Origin of the sequence: Acinetobacter sp. AS167 (assembly GCF_037152175.1) — a bacterium.
GTDB lineage: Bacteria > Pseudomonadota > Gammaproteobacteria > Pseudomonadales > Moraxellaceae > Acinetobacter.
In genome coordinates this window covers 193,120-210,671 of sequence record NZ_JBBCMP010000001.1, presented here as the reverse complement: position 1 = coordinate 210,671, position 17,552 = coordinate 193,120, and the positions used below count along the sequence as shown (strand labels likewise).

Annotated in this window: 16 protein-coding genes and 2 pseudogenes; 8 read left to right on the top strand and 10 right to left on the bottom strand. The window is 33.9% G+C overall.

Going from position 1 to position 17,552, the window contains the following annotated elements; translation table 11 throughout:
* Positions 1 to 472: 472 nt before the first annotated feature.
* The 3 genes and pseudogenes from WFN33_RS01070 to WFN33_RS01060 all read right to left on the bottom strand — a co-directional run bounded on the left by WFN33_RS01070 (position 473) and on the right by WFN33_RS01060 (position 2,106).
* Entirely contained in the window at positions 473 to 697 is a 225-nt protein-coding gene (locus tag WFN33_RS01070) for a hypothetical protein (protein WP_004719860.1), read from the bottom strand.
* 128 nt (positions 698 to 825) lie between these two features.
* Positions 826 to 1,759 (bottom strand): annotated as a pseudogene (locus tag WFN33_RS01065) (alpha/beta hydrolase).
* A 131-nt stretch (positions 1,760 to 1,890) separates the two neighbouring features.
* Positions 1,891 to 2,106: a hypothetical protein gene (locus WFN33_RS01060; RefSeq protein ID WP_336950913.1), complete on the bottom strand. Its 216-nt coding sequence runs from the start codon at positions 2,104 to 2,106 to the stop codon at positions 1,891 to 1,893.
* A gap of 338 nt (positions 2,107 to 2,444) precedes the next feature.
* Here WFN33_RS01060 and WFN33_RS01055 point away from each other — a divergent pair, with 338 nt between their 5' ends.
* Positions 2,445 to 2,726 (top strand): hypothetical protein, encoded by a 282-nt coding sequence (locus tag WFN33_RS01055; protein ID WP_336950911.1) that lies wholly within the window; start codon positions 2,445 to 2,447, stop codon positions 2,724 to 2,726.
* A 259-nt stretch (positions 2,727 to 2,985) separates the two neighbouring features.
* Here the strand turns inward: WFN33_RS01055 and WFN33_RS01050 are convergent, their stop codons facing one another.
* The 3 genes from WFN33_RS01050 to WFN33_RS01040 form a co-directional block, all read right to left on the bottom strand.
* A complete protein-coding gene (locus WFN33_RS01050; protein WP_336950910.1) occupies positions 2,986 to 4,212 on the bottom strand; it encodes an acetamidase/formamidase family protein in 1,227 nt (408 codons plus the stop codon).
* 316 nt (positions 4,213 to 4,528) lie between these two features.
* Positions 4,529 to 4,909 carry an MliC family protein gene (locus WFN33_RS01045; RefSeq protein WP_336950909.1) on the bottom strand — a complete coding sequence of 127 codons (381 nt, stop codon included), beginning with the start codon at positions 4,907 to 4,909 and terminating at the stop codon, positions 4,529 to 4,531.
* 566 nt (positions 4,910 to 5,475) lie between these two features.
* Complete coding sequence (locus WFN33_RS01040; RefSeq protein WP_004821939.1) at positions 5,476 to 5,601, bottom strand: hypothetical protein; 126 nt, start codon at positions 5,599 to 5,601, stop codon at positions 5,476 to 5,478.
* A 210-nt stretch (positions 5,602 to 5,811) separates the two neighbouring features.
* Between WFN33_RS01040 and WFN33_RS01035 the strand changes: the two genes are divergently transcribed.
* Positions 5,812 to 6,276 carry a DoxX family membrane protein gene (locus tag WFN33_RS01035; protein ID WP_336950908.1) on the top strand — a complete coding sequence of 155 codons (465 nt, stop codon included), beginning with the start codon at positions 5,812 to 5,814 and terminating at the stop codon, positions 6,274 to 6,276.
* A gap of 93 nt (positions 6,277 to 6,369) precedes the next feature.
* Here the strand turns inward: WFN33_RS01035 and WFN33_RS01030 are convergent, their stop codons facing one another.
* A complete protein-coding gene (locus tag WFN33_RS01030; RefSeq protein WP_336950907.1) occupies positions 6,370 to 6,771 on the bottom strand; it encodes a hypothetical protein in 402 nt (133 codons plus the stop codon).
* A 493-nt stretch (positions 6,772 to 7,264) separates the two neighbouring features.
* On the opposite strand from WFN33_RS01030, the gene xseA reads away from it, so the two are divergent.
* Both xseA and xseB read left to right on the top strand, forming a co-directional pair.
* The gene (xseA, locus tag WFN33_RS01025) at positions 7,265 to 8,527 is read left to right on the top strand and encodes an exodeoxyribonuclease VII large subunit (protein WP_336950906.1); all 1,263 of its coding nucleotides are present in this window, start codon (positions 7,265 to 7,267) and stop codon (positions 8,525 to 8,527) included.
* Positions 8,520 to 8,714 (top strand): exodeoxyribonuclease VII small subunit, encoded by a 195-nt coding sequence (gene xseB, locus WFN33_RS01020; RefSeq protein WP_034615548.1) that lies wholly within the window; start codon positions 8,520 to 8,522, stop codon positions 8,712 to 8,714. Before xseA ends, xseB begins: the two co-directional genes overlap by 8 nt.
* 107 nt (positions 8,715 to 8,821) lie before the next feature.
* On the opposite strand, the gene pepN is transcribed toward xseB, so the two are convergent.
* Positions 8,822 to 11,431 carry an aminopeptidase N gene (gene pepN / locus WFN33_RS01015; RefSeq protein WP_336950905.1) on the bottom strand — a complete coding sequence of 870 codons (2,610 nt, stop codon included), beginning with the start codon at positions 11,429 to 11,431 and terminating at the stop codon, positions 8,822 to 8,824.
* Between the two features lie 291 nt (positions 11,432 to 11,722).
* Between pepN and WFN33_RS01010 the strand changes: the two genes are divergently transcribed.
* From WFN33_RS01010 to dsbG, 4 genes are all read left to right on the top strand, one after another.
* Positions 11,723 to 12,166 (top strand): hypothetical protein, encoded by a 444-nt coding sequence (locus WFN33_RS01010; RefSeq protein WP_336950904.1) that lies wholly within the window; start codon positions 11,723 to 11,725, stop codon positions 12,164 to 12,166.
* Between the two features lie 68 nt (positions 12,167 to 12,234).
* Positions 12,235 to 14,268, top strand: coding sequence for a protein-disulfide reductase DsbD (dsbD, locus tag WFN33_RS01005; protein ID WP_336950903.1), 2,034 nt, complete (start codon positions 12,235 to 12,237; stop codon positions 14,266 to 14,268).
* Positions 14,269 to 14,278: 10 nt separating this feature from the next.
* Positions 14,279 to 15,109 carry a TlpA disulfide reductase family protein gene (locus tag WFN33_RS01000; protein WP_336950902.1) on the top strand — a complete coding sequence of 277 codons (831 nt, stop codon included), beginning with the start codon at positions 14,279 to 14,281 and terminating at the stop codon, positions 15,107 to 15,109.
* A gap of 57 nt (positions 15,110 to 15,166) precedes the next feature.
* On the top strand, positions 15,167 to 15,916 hold the full coding sequence (gene dsbG / locus WFN33_RS00995) for a thiol:disulfide interchange protein DsbG (protein WP_336950901.1): 750 nt from the start codon (positions 15,167 to 15,169) through the stop codon (positions 15,914 to 15,916).
* A 141-nt stretch (positions 15,917 to 16,057) separates the two neighbouring features.
* On the opposite strand, the pseudogene hpaR reads toward dsbG, so the two are convergent.
* Positions 16,058 to 16,486 (bottom strand): annotated as a pseudogene (gene hpaR / locus WFN33_RS00990) (homoprotocatechuate degradation operon regulator HpaR).
* Positions 16,487 to 17,170: 684 nt separating this feature from the next.
* Complete coding sequence (locus tag WFN33_RS00985) at positions 17,171 to 17,551, bottom strand: hypothetical protein (protein ID WP_336950900.1); 381 nt, start codon at positions 17,549 to 17,551, stop codon at positions 17,171 to 17,173.
* Position 17,552: the final 1 nt, after the last annotated feature.

The window sequence follows — 17,552 nt, the reverse complement described above, 5'->3', positions numbered from 1 at the left end:
ATATTAAAAAGATTTATTATAAATGATAAATATTCTCACATATTTGTTTTTATTCAGTTATTATGCAGGTTTTGATACCTATATCACAATAATTATTGCAGCACCCTGCTGTTTAAAAAATATTCAAACTCATTAGTTTTTCTTAATAAATAATATTATTAATGCATTAACCGCATGGTAAAAAAATCAAAAAAAAGAAATATTTAGATACATCATCCAAAAAAAGTGGATAAAAAATGAAGAATTAATAAAAAAGTGTTACAAGTTGTGTTTAACAATGGTCGCGGATGTCAATATTCTAAATGTGATAAATTTAGATTTTTAAAAGCAAAGAGTGATCCCTGCTGGATCAAGTAAGGGCTCTAAAGATATATTACTTTTCTCATGCAATATGATAAAAAATTCACACTCATTCCTTGAGTTGTAAATTTTTTAATAAATGATAATTTTATTATTCTTTTCAGTAATAAACTTACTTCACCTCAAAATGATGTTTTTCTGTGACCAATTTAATTTTTATATCTTTGTAGTAGCGGACCATTGTGTTATTTGGATCTTTTTTCAGTGCATCTGCAAATTTATCTTCATTCATTAACTTCGCATAAGTTTTATAGCCAATTTCTAAAGTTGATGCTTTTTTACTAGATTCTTGAAATTCATCTATTCGCTTGTTGATTTGCTTTACACTAATTTCCATTTTTCATTTCTCGCTACAATTTCATTTTTTATAACATGCTTTTATGACAATACCGTTTAAATCATTATTTTTTGAGTTTATTTTGCAGCAACATTTTTCTTCAAAAACATAATAGTTTGATTAAATATTTATTGACTCGCTTTTTTACCTAAGAAAATCGATACTCATGGACCAACCATTCTTTTGATTCGGGGTAGGAAATAGCTTGAACGAGAATTTTGCTTTTCTTGCAAAGCTTTTACAAAAGGAATGGATTTCGTATCAGTCAAAAAATCTTTATTTCCCCCACTGATAAAAAAACAGGCGGATAGTTTTTGGTAAAAAGCTGTAGAGGTGATCAAAGTTTTAAATATTCAGGATTATCTTTTTGATTAGCTATATAAACTTGGACAAGCTTATTTACCCTCACTCAATCAGTTTGATTTCATCTGGTGCTGTATGGATAAAAGCATTCATATCATAGATCCCACATTACAAGATCAATTCCTTAAGTTGTGAAGCTTCTATCGTAGCTATAAATCCAGATTGCATGGAGAAATTAGGGCTCGTGAGAAGCACTACATAATGACTGGCTGAATTAATCCCAGCTGAATCCCCAGCTAAAAATAATTGATCTACATTTATATGGTTTTTTTGCATTTTGCTGGATAAATTGCAGTGCGATATTGATTTGATACAATTGCGTTGGATAAGTTGCTTGTGCTGCAAATTGCTATCGCACCAAAACAACATTATAACTTTATGCTGCAAGCAGCTTAAAATATCCTTTAGCATTATCTTTAGCACCTGAAATCCAACCACCACCATGAATCCAAATCACGCTTGGACGTTTTATCAAGGTGTTGAATATCTTTTGACTGCTAGAGATCTAAACTGAGTTTTAGCTGTTCTTGATAACGAATGTTATTTCTAACAATGACATTCTTTGGTGCATGTTTATCTATCAAATAGTGTTCAAGTATCAATCACCTTAGCAAGGATTTTGTTATTTTTTTGAATATTTTGGCAAGCTGATAATGTGAATAGTGAAATTAAACAAATAAGAATTTTCAGTTTACACATTTTGATCTTAAAAATGTTCGATCATTGTGATTTTCACATTATCGATAACTTCAATTTTGACCCAAACATAGTCTAAAAAATGAAGTCTTTTACTTTTAATTTCAATGCTAAAAACAACTAAAAATTTTAATTTATATTTGCGCGATTTGTTGATGTAGACTTTGTAAAAATAAATCCGCTTCAGCTTTGGTTTGACACATTTTATGATATAGGCCATTGGCATTTTGATTGTGCGGGGTATATTCTATATTTATAGAAAAATTCTGCGTAATCATATTTTTAGAAACATGTATCGCGATAATATGCAGTGAATTTAGGTAAAAACCATCTTCTATTTTAACCAGCATTTTAAGCCTCAAACTTTATAACACAGAGAGAGTAAGACAAAAAAGCCCATCTTTTGATGAGCTTATTGTTTAAATATTTTAAACTTAATCATACTTCAATTTAGCCAGTATTTAAAATTTTTGATTATTTATTATGTAACAAAAGGAATATCCACTAATAATTTTCTTGAACAATACAATAAAAAAATTTAACACATCATCAAAAATCAGCTTTAGATTGTCCGACATTTTTTCACCTGATCAAAATACTTTGATGTTAGATTGAAAAAATCGTGATACTTATCACATTTCATAATAAAAGTTATTTTATCTAAATCTCTTTTATGGAGGTTGTTAATATGAATTATTTGATTATTTTAAATTCATCACAGGCACACCATTTTGATGAAATGCATAAGCTCATTTGTGACTATGATGCTTCAATTCGAGTAAATCCTACCACTTGGCTGATCAATACAACTTATGAAGCCAACATCATTCGCCAGCATTTAGCGAATATTATTAGTATTCATGACTCATTGTTAGTCTTTAAGATCGATGGTGAACATTCTTTTACCAATGATTTAGATTTAAATGACTGGATAGAGGATATAAATAGTAAAAGTATGATTCATGTTTAAATTTTGCGTACTGAATGGACATGACCAAAGTTTAAACCAACCCGATTGATCATGTTTCAAAAGTCATGCCTTTCCTGTTGAGAGTCAGAATCACAATAAAATGTAGTTTCAAAGCATAAATGATTGAATTGAAGGAAATGAATGCATAACGTTTAAATTATCGTTTTATGGATTATATATTATTTTAGATCTAATCATAAATCCTTGAAATTACATCACGGCGGTACTTTCAAGGATATTTAATTAAGCAGCTTTAATTTTATTTATGGTCTTCAACAAACTCTTTAAAGTCAGCTTTACGTATTTTGGCATGAATTCCCTTGGTCTTATCTACCACTTGCGATACTTCAAAATCAGTAGCAGCACTGAGGTAGGCATAAGCAATCGCTTCATCAATACCATATTCTTGGTTTAAAAAACGGATCGCTTCACGTGTAGATTTTTTCATTGCTTCATCTAAATCTTGATCTAATCCGGGTGTGATCCAAAATTCAGCATTTTCGGCTAATGGCTGTACGATTTCTTTACCTGGGATTTTATCTTTGCCTGTTTTTAATAAAGTGAACTTGAGTGTTGCTCTTGCTGAGGCTTCTAATGCAGTTAAAGCAACTTCGCCATCACCTTGGGCAAAATGACTATCACCTGTATAAAACAATGCACCTGGCACTTGTACTGGGTAATATGCAGTTGATCCAGCACCTAACTCATTTATATCAATATTGCCACCATACATCGCGGGTGGAACTGAATGCACTGGTTCTGATGTATTCGGCGCGACTCCCATGATCCCCATGAAAGGGCTCAGTGGGAAACGAATCGATTTACCCGATTCTGTTTTTAATACCCCCTCATATTCACCCTTTGCATTTTTTTCTATTGGAGTAAATACTGAAACATTCCCATATCGCTCAGGATGTTCAGCCGAAGCATTTTCTTGTTGTGGTCTTTTAGGATACTCACCCACTAATGCACCTTTACCATGACGATTCGAAATGACGCCATATGGAACACGAGGCTCTACTTTAATGACTTCTACTTTTAAAATATCACCTGGTTGCGCACCTTGAATTGCTATTGGACCAGTCACAATATGAGGACCATCTTTATGAAAATCATGTTTTAGCGAAGATTTGGTAATATTTTTTGCTTCATCTAAAATATATTCATCCCGTACCCCTTTGGATTTAAAGAATTTTTCTGCATCTCGTCCTTGATCTTCAAGTAACCCCTCATGTGAAACTGTATCGAAAGTCACAACACTTCCCGATGGAACAGTTATCACTGGCTTTGCTTCTTTATTCGGTAAGTAACCCCAAGTAATCGTGTTTAAAGTTGATGGTACATAATAATTACCTTTGTATTCACCGTCTTTTAATTGAACAGGCTTGTTGGATAATTGCTTAAGGACATTAAAACTTTCAGCATTAACTGCTGAAGTACTGATAGCACTGCAAATAAACAGTGAAAGAACCGTCTGCTTAAACATAAAAAATACCTTTAACAATTGAAAAATAAAAATATTGCAAAGGAGCTTCAGCAAATTTCATGCCACGGTAAAATTACATTAATTTAAGCATTTCAATGAAAAGTGCGCTAATTATTTTCATCTGTGCGTTCTAATCAAGTGCATAAATGAGGAAGTATGCTTAAATATCTTATTTCAATTGAATTTTAAAGATGTCTATTCTAAATTATGGTTTGCACTCTACTTTCTACAAATCACTTGAACATACCATATTAATTTCATTATTGATTGACAATAAAAAACCCCACCAGATGGTGAGGCTGTTGAAGTTACAACTCTATTTTACTTCTTTCACTGTAAAAGATTTATCTTTTGCAAGTTCAATGGTTCCTTCATCGCCTTTAGAATGAATTGAAACACCATTTTCCCCCTCAAGACGCATACCACTTCCAGCAGGAACCTCTTTCAAGGAGTAATTATTTCCATCATTATCAGTTAATGTTGCTGTAACAAAATTATCACTGGTCTTCAGCGTAAATTGTTTCTTATCAGCTGTTTCATACTTTACCGTTTTTTCAGCTGACTCATTTGTATCAACAGCAACTGCGCTGCTACTTACCTCATTATCAGGAGATGTCGCTTTATCTTTGTCTTTTGCATTACACCCAGCAACAAAAACAACAGCTAAAAAAGATGAAATTAATAATAATTTTTTCATGTTTAATCTCGAATAAATATGGAAGTTAAGTTCTAACATAGCGCTTTAGAGCAATCCAACCACTAATTGCGAATTACTACTTGTTATCTACACAAATCATAAAAATCATTTAGAACCCTATACATTTTAAGCTTGAATTTCTTTTAATTTATATATTTAAATTTATTTTTTAATCAATTAGCAAGATGTATTGAGCTCAGACAAGTGCTGTCATTGCCGATTAGGACGAGGCAGTTTTATATCATTACAGAAAATTACTCGGCTATCATAGCTTATACCTCTAGTATGAATTCTTATAGAGAAAGCCTAAAAATTACATGAATTAGATATAAAATATCTAAATAAAACTTTGCTTTATAATTTAATAATCCTCCCACTTTTCGATATCTTTTAATTGTGAAATCGAGCCTAAAGAATCAAAGATCTATCTATAAAATATTTTTCTAATCTCAAATAAGACTTTATTTTTACAATAAAAAAACGCTTTAAGCGTCTTATCATAAACATGATTTCGATTTCGACCAATGCATCATATCAATCAGCCCACTGTATCAGTGGGCGTTGGATTAACTGTCCTTATCCACTGAATGTGGCGTTGTTGTTTGATCTTGCTTTTGTGTATCTGTATCTCTTTTTTGACACGCTGTTAAACCGATCAGCATAGCTAAACTTAAAATTGAAAAGATTTTCATAGTTCGCTCAATTTTGCTTAAAAAATATACCATATCAAAGTATGAACTTCATAATGTGTATTTTATGAAACTTAGGTAACATTTCGAACTGACTTGCAAAATTTTAAATCTGTATAAATGACAAATTATATACACTCACCAACAATGCTTACATTTAAAAAGTCTACTCAGATTATTAAGATATTTTTTAATTTTCAGAATTATAGACACATGCTTGGTTTTCTCTTTAAAAATCCATTTAATTCGCCAAAATTTAGTCAGTTCGCCTTAATATTAACCAGAGTTTCAATCGGTTTATTTTTCTTAACAACGGGTTATAACAAATTATTTGTAGAGAAAAATCAACAAATCATGTTGGAAACGATTGTTTCTGCTGGTATACCTTTTCCAGAAGTCACAGCTATCATTGTTTCTTTATTTGAATTTGCATTCGGGCTATTGCTAACCCTAGGATTATTTACTCAGTTAACCAGCCTTATATTGCTCTTTATTTGCTTTGTAGCACTCGTAACCGTTGGTATTTATACAATTCCACCAGGTCTTAATTTGATCACTTGGATAAGCTGGTTTTTTTATACCCATGATTTGCTTTATATTTTGATTTTACTTTTTATTTTTACAAACAAGCCAGATTCTTTCACGCTAGATAAACTTTTTTTCAAAAAATACTTTTAGAAATTACCCACTTTTTGGGGAAATGGGTTATTAAAATAATATATTAGTTGATTATGATGTATGAGAATTTATCTTTAAATGAAATTTTAAAATTTATTTATCTAAACAAGCATCTTCAATCAACTTACTACCCTGTGGAAATTTAGTCACAGTTCTATAAGTTTCAGTAAGATCTGCATTGTAATCATAATATCCTGAATATAAGAAAATTTTTCTAGCTTCGCAGTCGTGATAACCAATCATTTTGATATAAGTTTGAAGCTCATATTCTCTACCAAATATTATTCTCGTCAAAATCACTTTATATTTAGGTTGATCCAAAGCTGTTTCTCGTTCTGCGATTAATTTATCATTTTCAGGATACCGAGTATGATCACGATCAAAATGTTCTTTGAATTTCTCTATATTTAATTTTTTATCAAAAATTGGCATTATTGGATCTGCATAACAAAGCTGTGATATCCATAAAATAAATAAAAAAAGGATTTTTTTCATAATTTATAATTTTTTGAATGCTCTATAAAAGAAGTTTAGTTTACATAAAATTAAAGCCCATCTATTGATGAGCTTTGAAGTTATTTGGTTTGTTTCGGGTCAATTTTATAACAATCGGTTCGCATTTTCGGTGAGAGTGCATTACTGTTAAGCATACTCATCCCATTCTGACTCTGATATCTAAAGCGATCATAATCACTCATTGTTGATGTAACGTTACTGACATCTGCTCCATATCCCATACAATGCGCATGATTACTTTCTAAATCATAGCTGGTACAAAATACCAATAAAAAAAGCTAATAAATATTAATGATTTAACTTGTGTTTTTACTTTAAAGACTAAAAAACAATTTGGTTTAAGTAGATGTCGATAACGCCCATCAACATCATAAAAATATGCCATACCCGATGTATAAGATCAATATATCTTCACCGCCTTGAGTTACCATGCTATATAATATTTAGATAAATTTATCGTAATTTTCTTTGTATGTCTGACTTACAGCTTTCATTAAGTGAATACCTTGCAACAGTTCAAGAAGTTATACGTATAACTTTTGATGAACCAATATGGGTAAAAGCTGAGATTAGAAATCTAAGCATCAAGGGCGGCCACTACTACTTAGAACTTGCAGAAAAGGAGGAAGATTCAGATAAAGTCATTGCCAGTTGTAAGGCAACAATCTGGAAATTCTCTGCTGCCAAAATGGTGTTAAAGTTTAAGCGTGAAAGTGGCATTGAACTCTCTCGTGATCTCAATGTACTGATTAAAGTGAAAGCTGTATTTAATCCCCAATATGGTTTTTCAGTCAATATTGAAGCAATAGATTCAAGTTATACCTTAGGAGATCTTGCACGGCGTTATCAACAAATTTTAGAGAGACTGACCAGCGAAGGTTTACTGAATAAAAATAAATTACTGCCTACCCCATTTGATATTGAAAATGTGCTCGTCATTGCTCCTGAAAATGCTGCTGGCTTGGGTGACTTTAAGAAAGATGCAGATGCTCTCGATCAAGCTGGCGTTTGTCATTTTTTCTATCATACAGCAACGTTTCAGGGGAACACTGCGGCTACAAGTATTTCTGAAGCTTTAGCAAATGGATTACGACAATGGGCGAAAGACCTCAACACCCCACCAGATCTTATTGTGATTATTCGTGGTGGAGGTGCAGTCAATGATCTGGCCTATCTCAATGATTACAATCTCGCTGCGCTACTCTGCAAACGCTCTGTTCCAATCTGGGTAGGTATAGGCCATGAAAAAGATAGAACCATTTTAGATGAAGTAGCGAACCGTTCTTTTGATACACCGAGTAAAGTGATTGCAGGGATTCGAAATCTAATCGTAGAGCGAACCCAAGATGTGCTAGATTCTCTACAGAAGATTAAACTGTTATCTCAGCATCAAATCACTGCTTACCAAAGCCAGAATGATCAGTACATCAAAGTCATTAAAACGCTTTCTCAAGGGCAAATCAATGAGACAAATAAAAGCTTAGATTTGATGAAAGGTACTGTTCAGTATTTGGCACAGCAACTGATTAAATTGGCATCCAATCAAGTTGAATCACTCATGCGTGAAACGCTTTTGCAAAATCCACGTCATGTCATGGCCAAAGGTTATGCTATTGTCCGTAGTGATGGTAAAGCCATTCGTTCTATTCAACAAATTTCAACTGATCGCATCCAAGTAGAGTTACTGGATGGCACGATCAACGCAAATGTGACACAGGTATTAAGCAATGGCTAAACAAGATTTAACGTTTAAAGAAGGTTATGACGTTCTAAAGAAAAATGCAGAATTATTAGAATCTCAAGAAGAACCTGATATTGATAATTTAATGAAGATTGTTGAAGAATCTATGTCTGCATATAAAGCCTGTAAGTCACGTGTAGATGCGGTGCAACAAGCTTTAAATGAGACTTTTAAGGAATAGATAAATAATAAATCTGAATGTTTAAGAACTTATAAATATGCTATTTCCCCTATAAAAATAAGAGAAATAGCATTACAAATATAATTAAATCAAAAAATTATAAGCCATTAAACACTTAACATACTATTTAAGGTTTCACTGACATTTTTTGATTTCACTTGAGATTTTAATCCATCAAGTGCGGCTTTTACTTCACTTCGTTGTGGCTCAGCTAATGTATACCAGCGGGTGAGGACTTGAAGTAAACGAGACCCAACAATTGGATTTTTCTCATCCAAATACTTCGCCAAATCGACAAAATGCTGAACACCAAAACTCCATGCATTGACAGGATTGGCATTTAAACCACCACTTACTGAACGAATACGGTTAGGTGTACCTAAATCATAATCAGCATGTGAAGTTAAATACTGAATCGTTTCAGCGGTTGCTTTCGGATGCGCTGCTTGAATCATAAACCATTGATCTAATGACAATGCTTCATCCTTAAAGCGCTTATAGAAGTCCTCTAAGGCTGCTTTTGCTTGTGGAGCATCATTCCATACCAATACTTTAAGTGCGCCAAGTCGCTCAGACATATTCACAGAATTTTCATACTGTGCATAAGCCAAATCAAATACTGCGGTATCCCCCTGACGTGCCATAAAACTCAACATAATATTTTTCAGAGCACGAACACCCATTGCTTGTGAAAATTCATTTTGTGAATCTGGATCAAGTGATAAATATGTTTCTTTAACAAAGTCATCCAGTACTTTTGCCAATTGATTCAACAAAGCTTCACGTGCTTCATTTACAATCAAAGGATTATAATCTTGGTCGATACGACTACCCAAATAACCTTCACTTGGTACATCAAATAAGCGTGATGCCAAGAGTGGATCTTTTTCAATTACACTTGGTAAGGTCTGTTTAATTGCCTCTACATAAATTTGAGCATCATGACCATTAAGCAAAATACGCTCAAGTAAAGTCTGTGTTGCTTGCCACTGATTAAAACCATTGGTTTCATATTGTAGCAAGAAGGCAAGTTCTTCATCTGAATAATTAAATTCAAGATTTACCGGTGCTGAGAAATTCCGTAATAAAGATGCTACAGGCTTTTCGGTCACGCCTGTAAATTCAATGGTCGCTTCTGTTTGATCAAACAAATACACCCCATCTTTTACCCCATTTTCAAATAAAGCCTCAGAATGTAAGGTGTACTGCTCACCTGTTTCTGCATTAAACAATGCTAAAGCCACAGGAATAGGTACAGCTTTTAAATTTGGATATTTAGGATGGGTTTTTAAACTTTGTTTAAAACTCAAACGATAAGTGTGAGCACTCTCATCATATTCACCTTTCGCTTCAAGCTTTGGCGTTCCTGGTTGGTTATACCAGATTAAAAATGCAGATAAATCGACACCTGAACCCGCAGTTAAAGCAGCAACCCAATCTTCAACAGTGACAGCTTGGCCATCATGACGTTGAAAATATTCATCGGTTCCCTTACGGAATTTTTCCTTGCCCAATAAGGTTGACATCATGCGGTTAATTTCCGCACCTTTCTCATACACTGTCGCAGTATAGAAATTGTTGATTTCGACAAAATGATCTGGACGTGGCGGATGCGATAATGGGCCTGCATCTTCTGGGAATTGATGCGCTTTAAGAACCGCAACATCGTCAATACGTTGTACTGCTGCTGATTGTAGATCTTCTGAAAAAGACTGATCACGGAAAACCGTTAAGCCTTCTTTTAAACACAATTGGAACCAATCACGGCAAGTAATACGGTTACCTGTCCAGTTATGGAAATATTCATGAGCAATCACAGACTGTACACGCATGATTGCTGCATCAGTGGTATATTCTTCATCAGCAAGCACACATGATGTATTGAAAATATTTAAGCCTTTATTTTCCATTGCGCCCATATTGAACTGACTGGTTGCCACAATCATATAATTGTCTAGATCATATGCACGTCCATAGTGTTCTTCATCCCAACGCATAGAATGCTTTAACGCTTCCATCGCAATATGACATTTTGGGATATCTTTTTCTTCTGCATAAATTTCTAATGCCACATCACGACCTTCTGTAGTGGTATAACGGTCTTTTAAAACCGCTAAATCACCAATTACGCAGGCAAATAAATAAGCTGGTTTTTTGGTTGGATCTTCCCAAATGGTATAGTGGCGCTCATCACCAGTTTTACCAGCTTCAATCAAGTTCCCATTTGCCAAAAGCACAGGGTATTTGTTATCGGCTTCTACACGAGTGGTGAACACGGATAATACATCTGGGCGATCAGGGTAGAAAGTGATTTTACGGAAACCTTCTGGCTCATTTTGAGTGACAAATAGATCACTCCCCGCAAGATATAATCCTTCGAGTTGTGTATTGGTTTCAGGATGAATGACTACAGATGTTTCAACGATGGATTCATCTGGCGCATTGGCAATCACCAACTGCTCAGAATCAAGCCTATATTCACTTTCAGTCAGTTTTTTACCATTAATAGAAATTGATTTAAGTTCAAGATCGCGTCCAAGCAATACCATATCTCCAGCTGCTTGACGTTTCATGACTAATTTGCTGTTTACGTTGGTATGGTCATCATAAACTTGGATATCGAGATTGATTGAATCTACAACATATGAAGGTTTTTGATAATCTTTTAAATATATAGTTTGATCTGCTTCAACTACTGGGTTTGCCGCGATATTCATATGATGTCCTAATCCTATTGTTGAGCTTCGACTTGTTATCGTGAGCTTGATCATCAATCAAATTTCACAAAGTGTCTGTTCTGTACTGTTGATTAATTTCTATATGGGTCTAGTTGAAATTAATTTCAATTGTTAGAATGCAAAAAACGTGCGAGATGGCCTATCTTTATACAACAATTTATCCTGTAAATCAGAAATGATGCTTATGAAAATTAATGCAATAAAAAGCAAACAAGATTTTTTAACATTTTTAGATAAACTCAAACAAGATCGTCTTGAAGATATTCAAGAATGGGAAAATATATGAAATCGCTTAGGCTATTTACAACGGTAATGTGTCTTCTCCCTTTGTCTGTTTATGCAAAGCAAACTGCCCCATATTTTTGCTTTAAGGAAAGTCAAAACAATAATATTCTGCTTATTTCTGAGGAAGAATTTCCAAAAGTCAAAACAGTAAAATATTATCCTTATATGAAAAAAATCTCGCTAAAATTTACTCACTATGATGCTGTTGATACAGCACAAGGTAGACCGAGTGAATTTCACAATTTCTATAAAGAAATAATCAATCAGAAAGAAACAGGAACTTATGAAATCGTTTATCAAGGTGCTGTGCTTTACAATGTCAATTACACCAGTAAAAAAACTAAGAAAATGACTCAATTCGACAGACTCTATCATGACGATGAACAAATTTTTCAAAAACTTAAGCAAAATGGAGTTGAATGTTTTTAACGATATTTTTACAAAGAAAAACTTAGAATTATGCCTTCTTTATCTGAAATTATGGATAATGGCTTTAAATGAAATCAAGATATGGAATTATGAAGTTGCGAACATTGCTCAGTGTATGTTGTTTTACTTTGTTGAGTCTAAGTACAATCAGCCACGCCAATCCTGAGTTTCTCCCACCAGATCAAGCTTTTCAATTCTCTGCCGAATCAATTTCAGAAAATAAAGCACAATTGAAATGGACAGTTGCACCTCACTATTACCTCTATCATGATCAGTTTAAAGTAACAATTAACAATAAAGCTGTACCTTTAAGTCTTCCCAAAGGTCATATCAAAGATGATCCAACTTTTGGGAAAACTGAAGTTCATTATGAAAATGTGACAACACAAATTCAGGTTAAACCTAATTCACAATATTTAGTGATGTATCAAGGTTGTTCTGCAGATGGCTTATGTTATCCATTACAAAGAAAAACCATTGCAACTGATGCAGATGGCTTATTACCGCAAAGTAATACATCTTCAAAACGCCTTTTCAATAACAATCCTACTAGCTCATTACTCAATCAGTCTGATACCGCAGTCGCAGCTCAAGATACAAAAATCAAAGAAAATGCTGAGACTAAAGTAAATTCAACTGTTGGAAAAACAGGTTTAGACAAAGTATTGGATGAACAAACCACTGAGCTGGGACAAAAAACTACTAATGAAGCAGACAACACTGTAAATCCAAACAATTTCAACGCTTCTGCTGCAAGTGGTAATGTCATTACAGATACTGAAAATTCTACTGGTTTACACAGTAATATTGGCACTAAAAACACTACATCGTCATTACAATGGAATGATGATCAATCATTCTTTAAGCTATTATCTAAAGACTCTCTGTTTTTAAACTTATTGGTATTCTTTGGTTTAGGTATTTTATTGGCTTTTTTGCCCTGCTCGCTTCCGCTTATTCCTATTCTCTCAGGGATCATCATTCAACGTGCTAAAGGTTATAAAGCTGTTGTGATTGCTTTGTGCTTTGTGATCAGTATGGCTGTAGTTTACGCGATTATGGGTGTTGTGGTGGCTGAAATTGGTTATAGCTTTCAACGTTGGTTCCAAAGCCCTTGGATTGTTTCGTTGTTTGCAGTTTTATTTGTTGTTCTGGCTTTAAATTTATTTGGTTTATATCAATTAAACTTACCACAATTTATTACCAATAAATTAAGTCATCTGCAAAATAATCAAAAAGCTGGGACAGTACTCGGTGCTGTGGTTATGGGTGCATTATCAGCGCTCATTGTTGGCCCATGTATGAGTGCCCCGCTTGCTGGCGCATTATTATTTGTTTCACAAACTCAAAGTGCTGTATTAGGTGGCTTGTACTTATTTATTCTAGGTCTAGGTATCGGTTTACCTTTATTTATTGCCAGTGTATTTGGTTCTAAATTATTACCAAAACCAGGTAAATGGATGGATCGGATTAAAGTCAGTTTCGGCTTTATTATGTTGATGGTTGCATTGTATTTCATTCGTCCAATGCTTCCTTCGACTGTGTACGCTGCAATTTTTGCCATGCTATGTATCGCATTGTCAATCTATCTCTTTTTTGCTCTACGCGACAGTGAAAAAATAGTCAATAAAGTTATTCTAGCCATCATCGCAATAGCCAGTTTAGTTGCTGGTTTTTGGAATATTCAACAAAGTTATTCTGCTTATCAAATTCAACATAGCCAAGCAGAACATTTAGTTTGGAATAAAGTGACCACCGCTGAACAATTAGAACTGGCATTGGTCAATGCAAAACAGCAAGACAAACCAATCATTATTGATGTCTATGCAGACTGGTGTGTGGCGTGTCAACCAATTGAAAAAGAAGTATTCCCGCGTACAGATGTACAAGATGCATTGAAAAACTTCACGCTCATCCAATTAGACTTAACGCAATACAACGCCTCACAAGATATTATTTTAAAACAACGTGAAATTTTAGGTCCACCCACCATGTTGTTTTTAAATAGTAATGCGCAAGAAATCCGTGAATTGCGCTTTACTGGAACCTTCTCAGCACCACAACTTATTCAACAAACTGAAAAAATACACACAGGACGTTAAACAAACTTCCATGATCACTGCACAGGCAATTCATTTAGGACCGATTATGTTGCCATGGGGATTAACCATCCTCATGCTTGCGATACTGATGAGTGTGGTGATTGGAAAATTTTGCTTTCAATATTTTGCTGTATCAAATTTACAATGGTCTGCGTTTAAAGACTCGATTTGGTCTGCATTCTTGGTTGGCCTGCTATCTGCACGACTTGGGTTTGTCTTACTTAACTTAGATGTTTATTTAGAGCATCCAGTTGAAATATGGAAGATTCAAGATAAAGGTTTTCATCTTTATGTGGGAATTGCTTGTGCTGGCCTGTGGATGATTTGGAAAAACAGATCTCTGAAGAAAAGCTTTATTGCACTATTTTTTGCGGCTTTTGCCCTGTTTTTCATTTCAGGTCAATATTTCTATCAACAAGTACAATTGCAATACCAACAATTTCCTCAAGTCAATTTAGTGAGTCTTCAACAAGAGCATGTTGAGCTGACTCAATTCCTCGGCAAACCCACAGTAATTAATCTTTGGGCCAGTTGGTGTCCGCCATGCAGACGTGAAATGCCAGTGTTGAATGATGCGCAACAACGATATCCCAATGTGCAATTTGTCTTTATTAATCAAAATGAAGATGCCAAAGCAGTGCAAACGTATTTGCAACAACACAAACTTAATTTGCATTGGGTTCTACTAGACTTTGACGGTGTAACGGCACATAAAATGGGAATGTTTGGCTTACCCAGCACCTTATTTTTTAATGCACAAGGCAAATTAATCGATACACATATGGGGGAACTTACCCATGCTGCGCTTCACCAAAAAGTTCAAAGGATAGTTTCAGAATAATGTATTTCATTGGTATTGATTGAAGAAATATTGCTTTTAACTTAAGGAGTCATATTGATGATTGATTTAAAAACACTCGGTATTTATTCGCTTGGTTTGGTGTTAAGTGGCTCTTTGTTTGCTGCTGATGCAAATTTCCTTAAAAATAAATTGGAAAAAGAAGGTTATAACTTTGTTAAGCAAATAAGTGCACCCGAAGGTTTAGAGGGTTGGACAGGTTATAAAGATGAATATCCATCTACGATATTTATTTCAAAAGATCAAAAGCACTATATCGTTGGTGATCTATTTAATGCTTCAGGTAAAAACTTAACTGAAGAAGCAATTAATACCCATGTTAAAGGTGCAGTATTAGATGAAATTTGGAAGAGCCTCGAAAAATCGACTTGGATTCAAGACGGCGATAGCAATGCTCCTAAAGTGGTTTATGTATTTAACGACCCAAACTGCCCCTACTGTCATACCTTTTGGCAACAAGCGCGTCCTTTTGTAGATTCAGGAAAAGTTCAATTACGACATATTATGGTTGGGGTAATTCGTCCAAGCAGTAAAGGACAAGCCGCAACGATTTTAAATCACACCAATCCTGCGGAAATTTTCAAACAATACAATTTAAGCAACGGTAAGAATAAATTGGTGGAAATGAAAAGTATTCCTAATGCATTATCTGAAAAGTTAGATGTAAATACCAAACTGATGGATAAATACGGCTTTTACGCTACCCCAGCAATGGTATGGAAAGATGCAAAAGGTGAAATTCAAAGCCAGCAAGGCGCACCGAAAGACATTAAAAAGTTATTTGATTAAGCAATGATAAAAAATGAGTGATTAAAACCCACTCATTTTTGATTAAAGTGTTTTGCATATTTAAAATGAATTGAGTGACATGCAGTTTTATTTTAATCCCTAAACCATTGTTTCACTTGCGATCTGATAATTTAAAATTTATCATGGTTTTATTTTCGAAAGATCATTTAACAATCCCATAAGTTGTTGGATATTCTCTGTACCATATTGCATTTGAATATCTATATAAATTTCTTCCATTTTATTCGCTTGCGTTTCAAAGTATTGTTTACCCTCTTCACTAAGCCGAATCAAACTCACCCGTTGATCATGGAGATTTTGCATTTCTTAATCAAGTTTCGATCAAGCATACGACTTAAGATTCCCGTTAAACTGGGCTTTGAAATACACACCAAATCAGCCAAATGGTTATTTTCAAGCTCATCATATTGATAAAGTACAGCAATCACCCGCCATTTCTGCTCAGTTAAAATCCATTTCATTTAATACTGATCTAAAATGAGTCATTGTTGCTTCTCGGGCTTGTAACAATGCTAAAGTAAACGATGGCGATAAACGGATAGATTTCATAAAAACCCTTTAAATAAAAAATTAACAGATAGATTAATCACTTGATTAATTAAAGAATTTATTCAATACATATCAGCAACGACATCACACTTTTACTGATAAATTTATACATATAAACCCATATTTTCTTTACTAGAAAGTGATAATAAAAAATATATGCGGATCAGGATAACAGTCTCACAGTAACAACATCTGCTCAAAAATGAAAACATTGCCCCCTTAGATAAAATAAAAAATCAATAAAATCAAAATTTAAATTTACTTACATCATTCTAATATTTAAGAAAATTTTTAGCTTTGCTTAGAGTAATTAAACCTATTTGGCTTTATGCGCAATCTTGATTGCTCTTCTATTTTTTAAAATTCTGCTGAAAAGTGAACTCTTGTTTCCTTTTGAATTGAGTTGTCATATTTCTTTTAATTGGCTTGCAATCTTTTACGATCTTAGTGTGAATTCAAAGCCAGAACAAAACACACGCATTAAAAAACTCGCAATTAAGCGAGTTTAGGGTGCATCAGTCATATGATTGATGCTTAAAGCCAAACAAAATACAGACCAGGGAAAATCAAATCTTGTATTGCTTTAATGCGTCTATTATTGATCATTTTAAAAAAAACAACTTATCATTTTCAGCCAATTAAATATCATTTTTTGACTAAAATAAGGCTTAAATGACATTTTGCTTATTTCTTAATCGAACAAAATAGCTCAAGCGTCATTCCTGACTGCTCAATACTTTGCTTTTGTCGATCTAAATAATTGTTGGCAATCATTAACATCATATTGGCCGTATCGAGCTCTAAATTTTCTTTCGAAATTCTAGCAATCGTTTGATAAGCATCTAAGCGCGAACAAAATGCTTTATGCTGTTCAGCTGCAGTGATCGTGCTCTGATCTTCATCCAAGATATGTTTGGTTACATTGACTTGATCAGTATAGATTTGAATACGCTGATCATATTGTTCTTGAGTGAGTTTTTGCGTGGATTGCTCAGCAAAACTTGGGGTACTGAATACACTACTCAGAACAATACTGCAGAGGGTCAAAATAAATCTATAGATCATG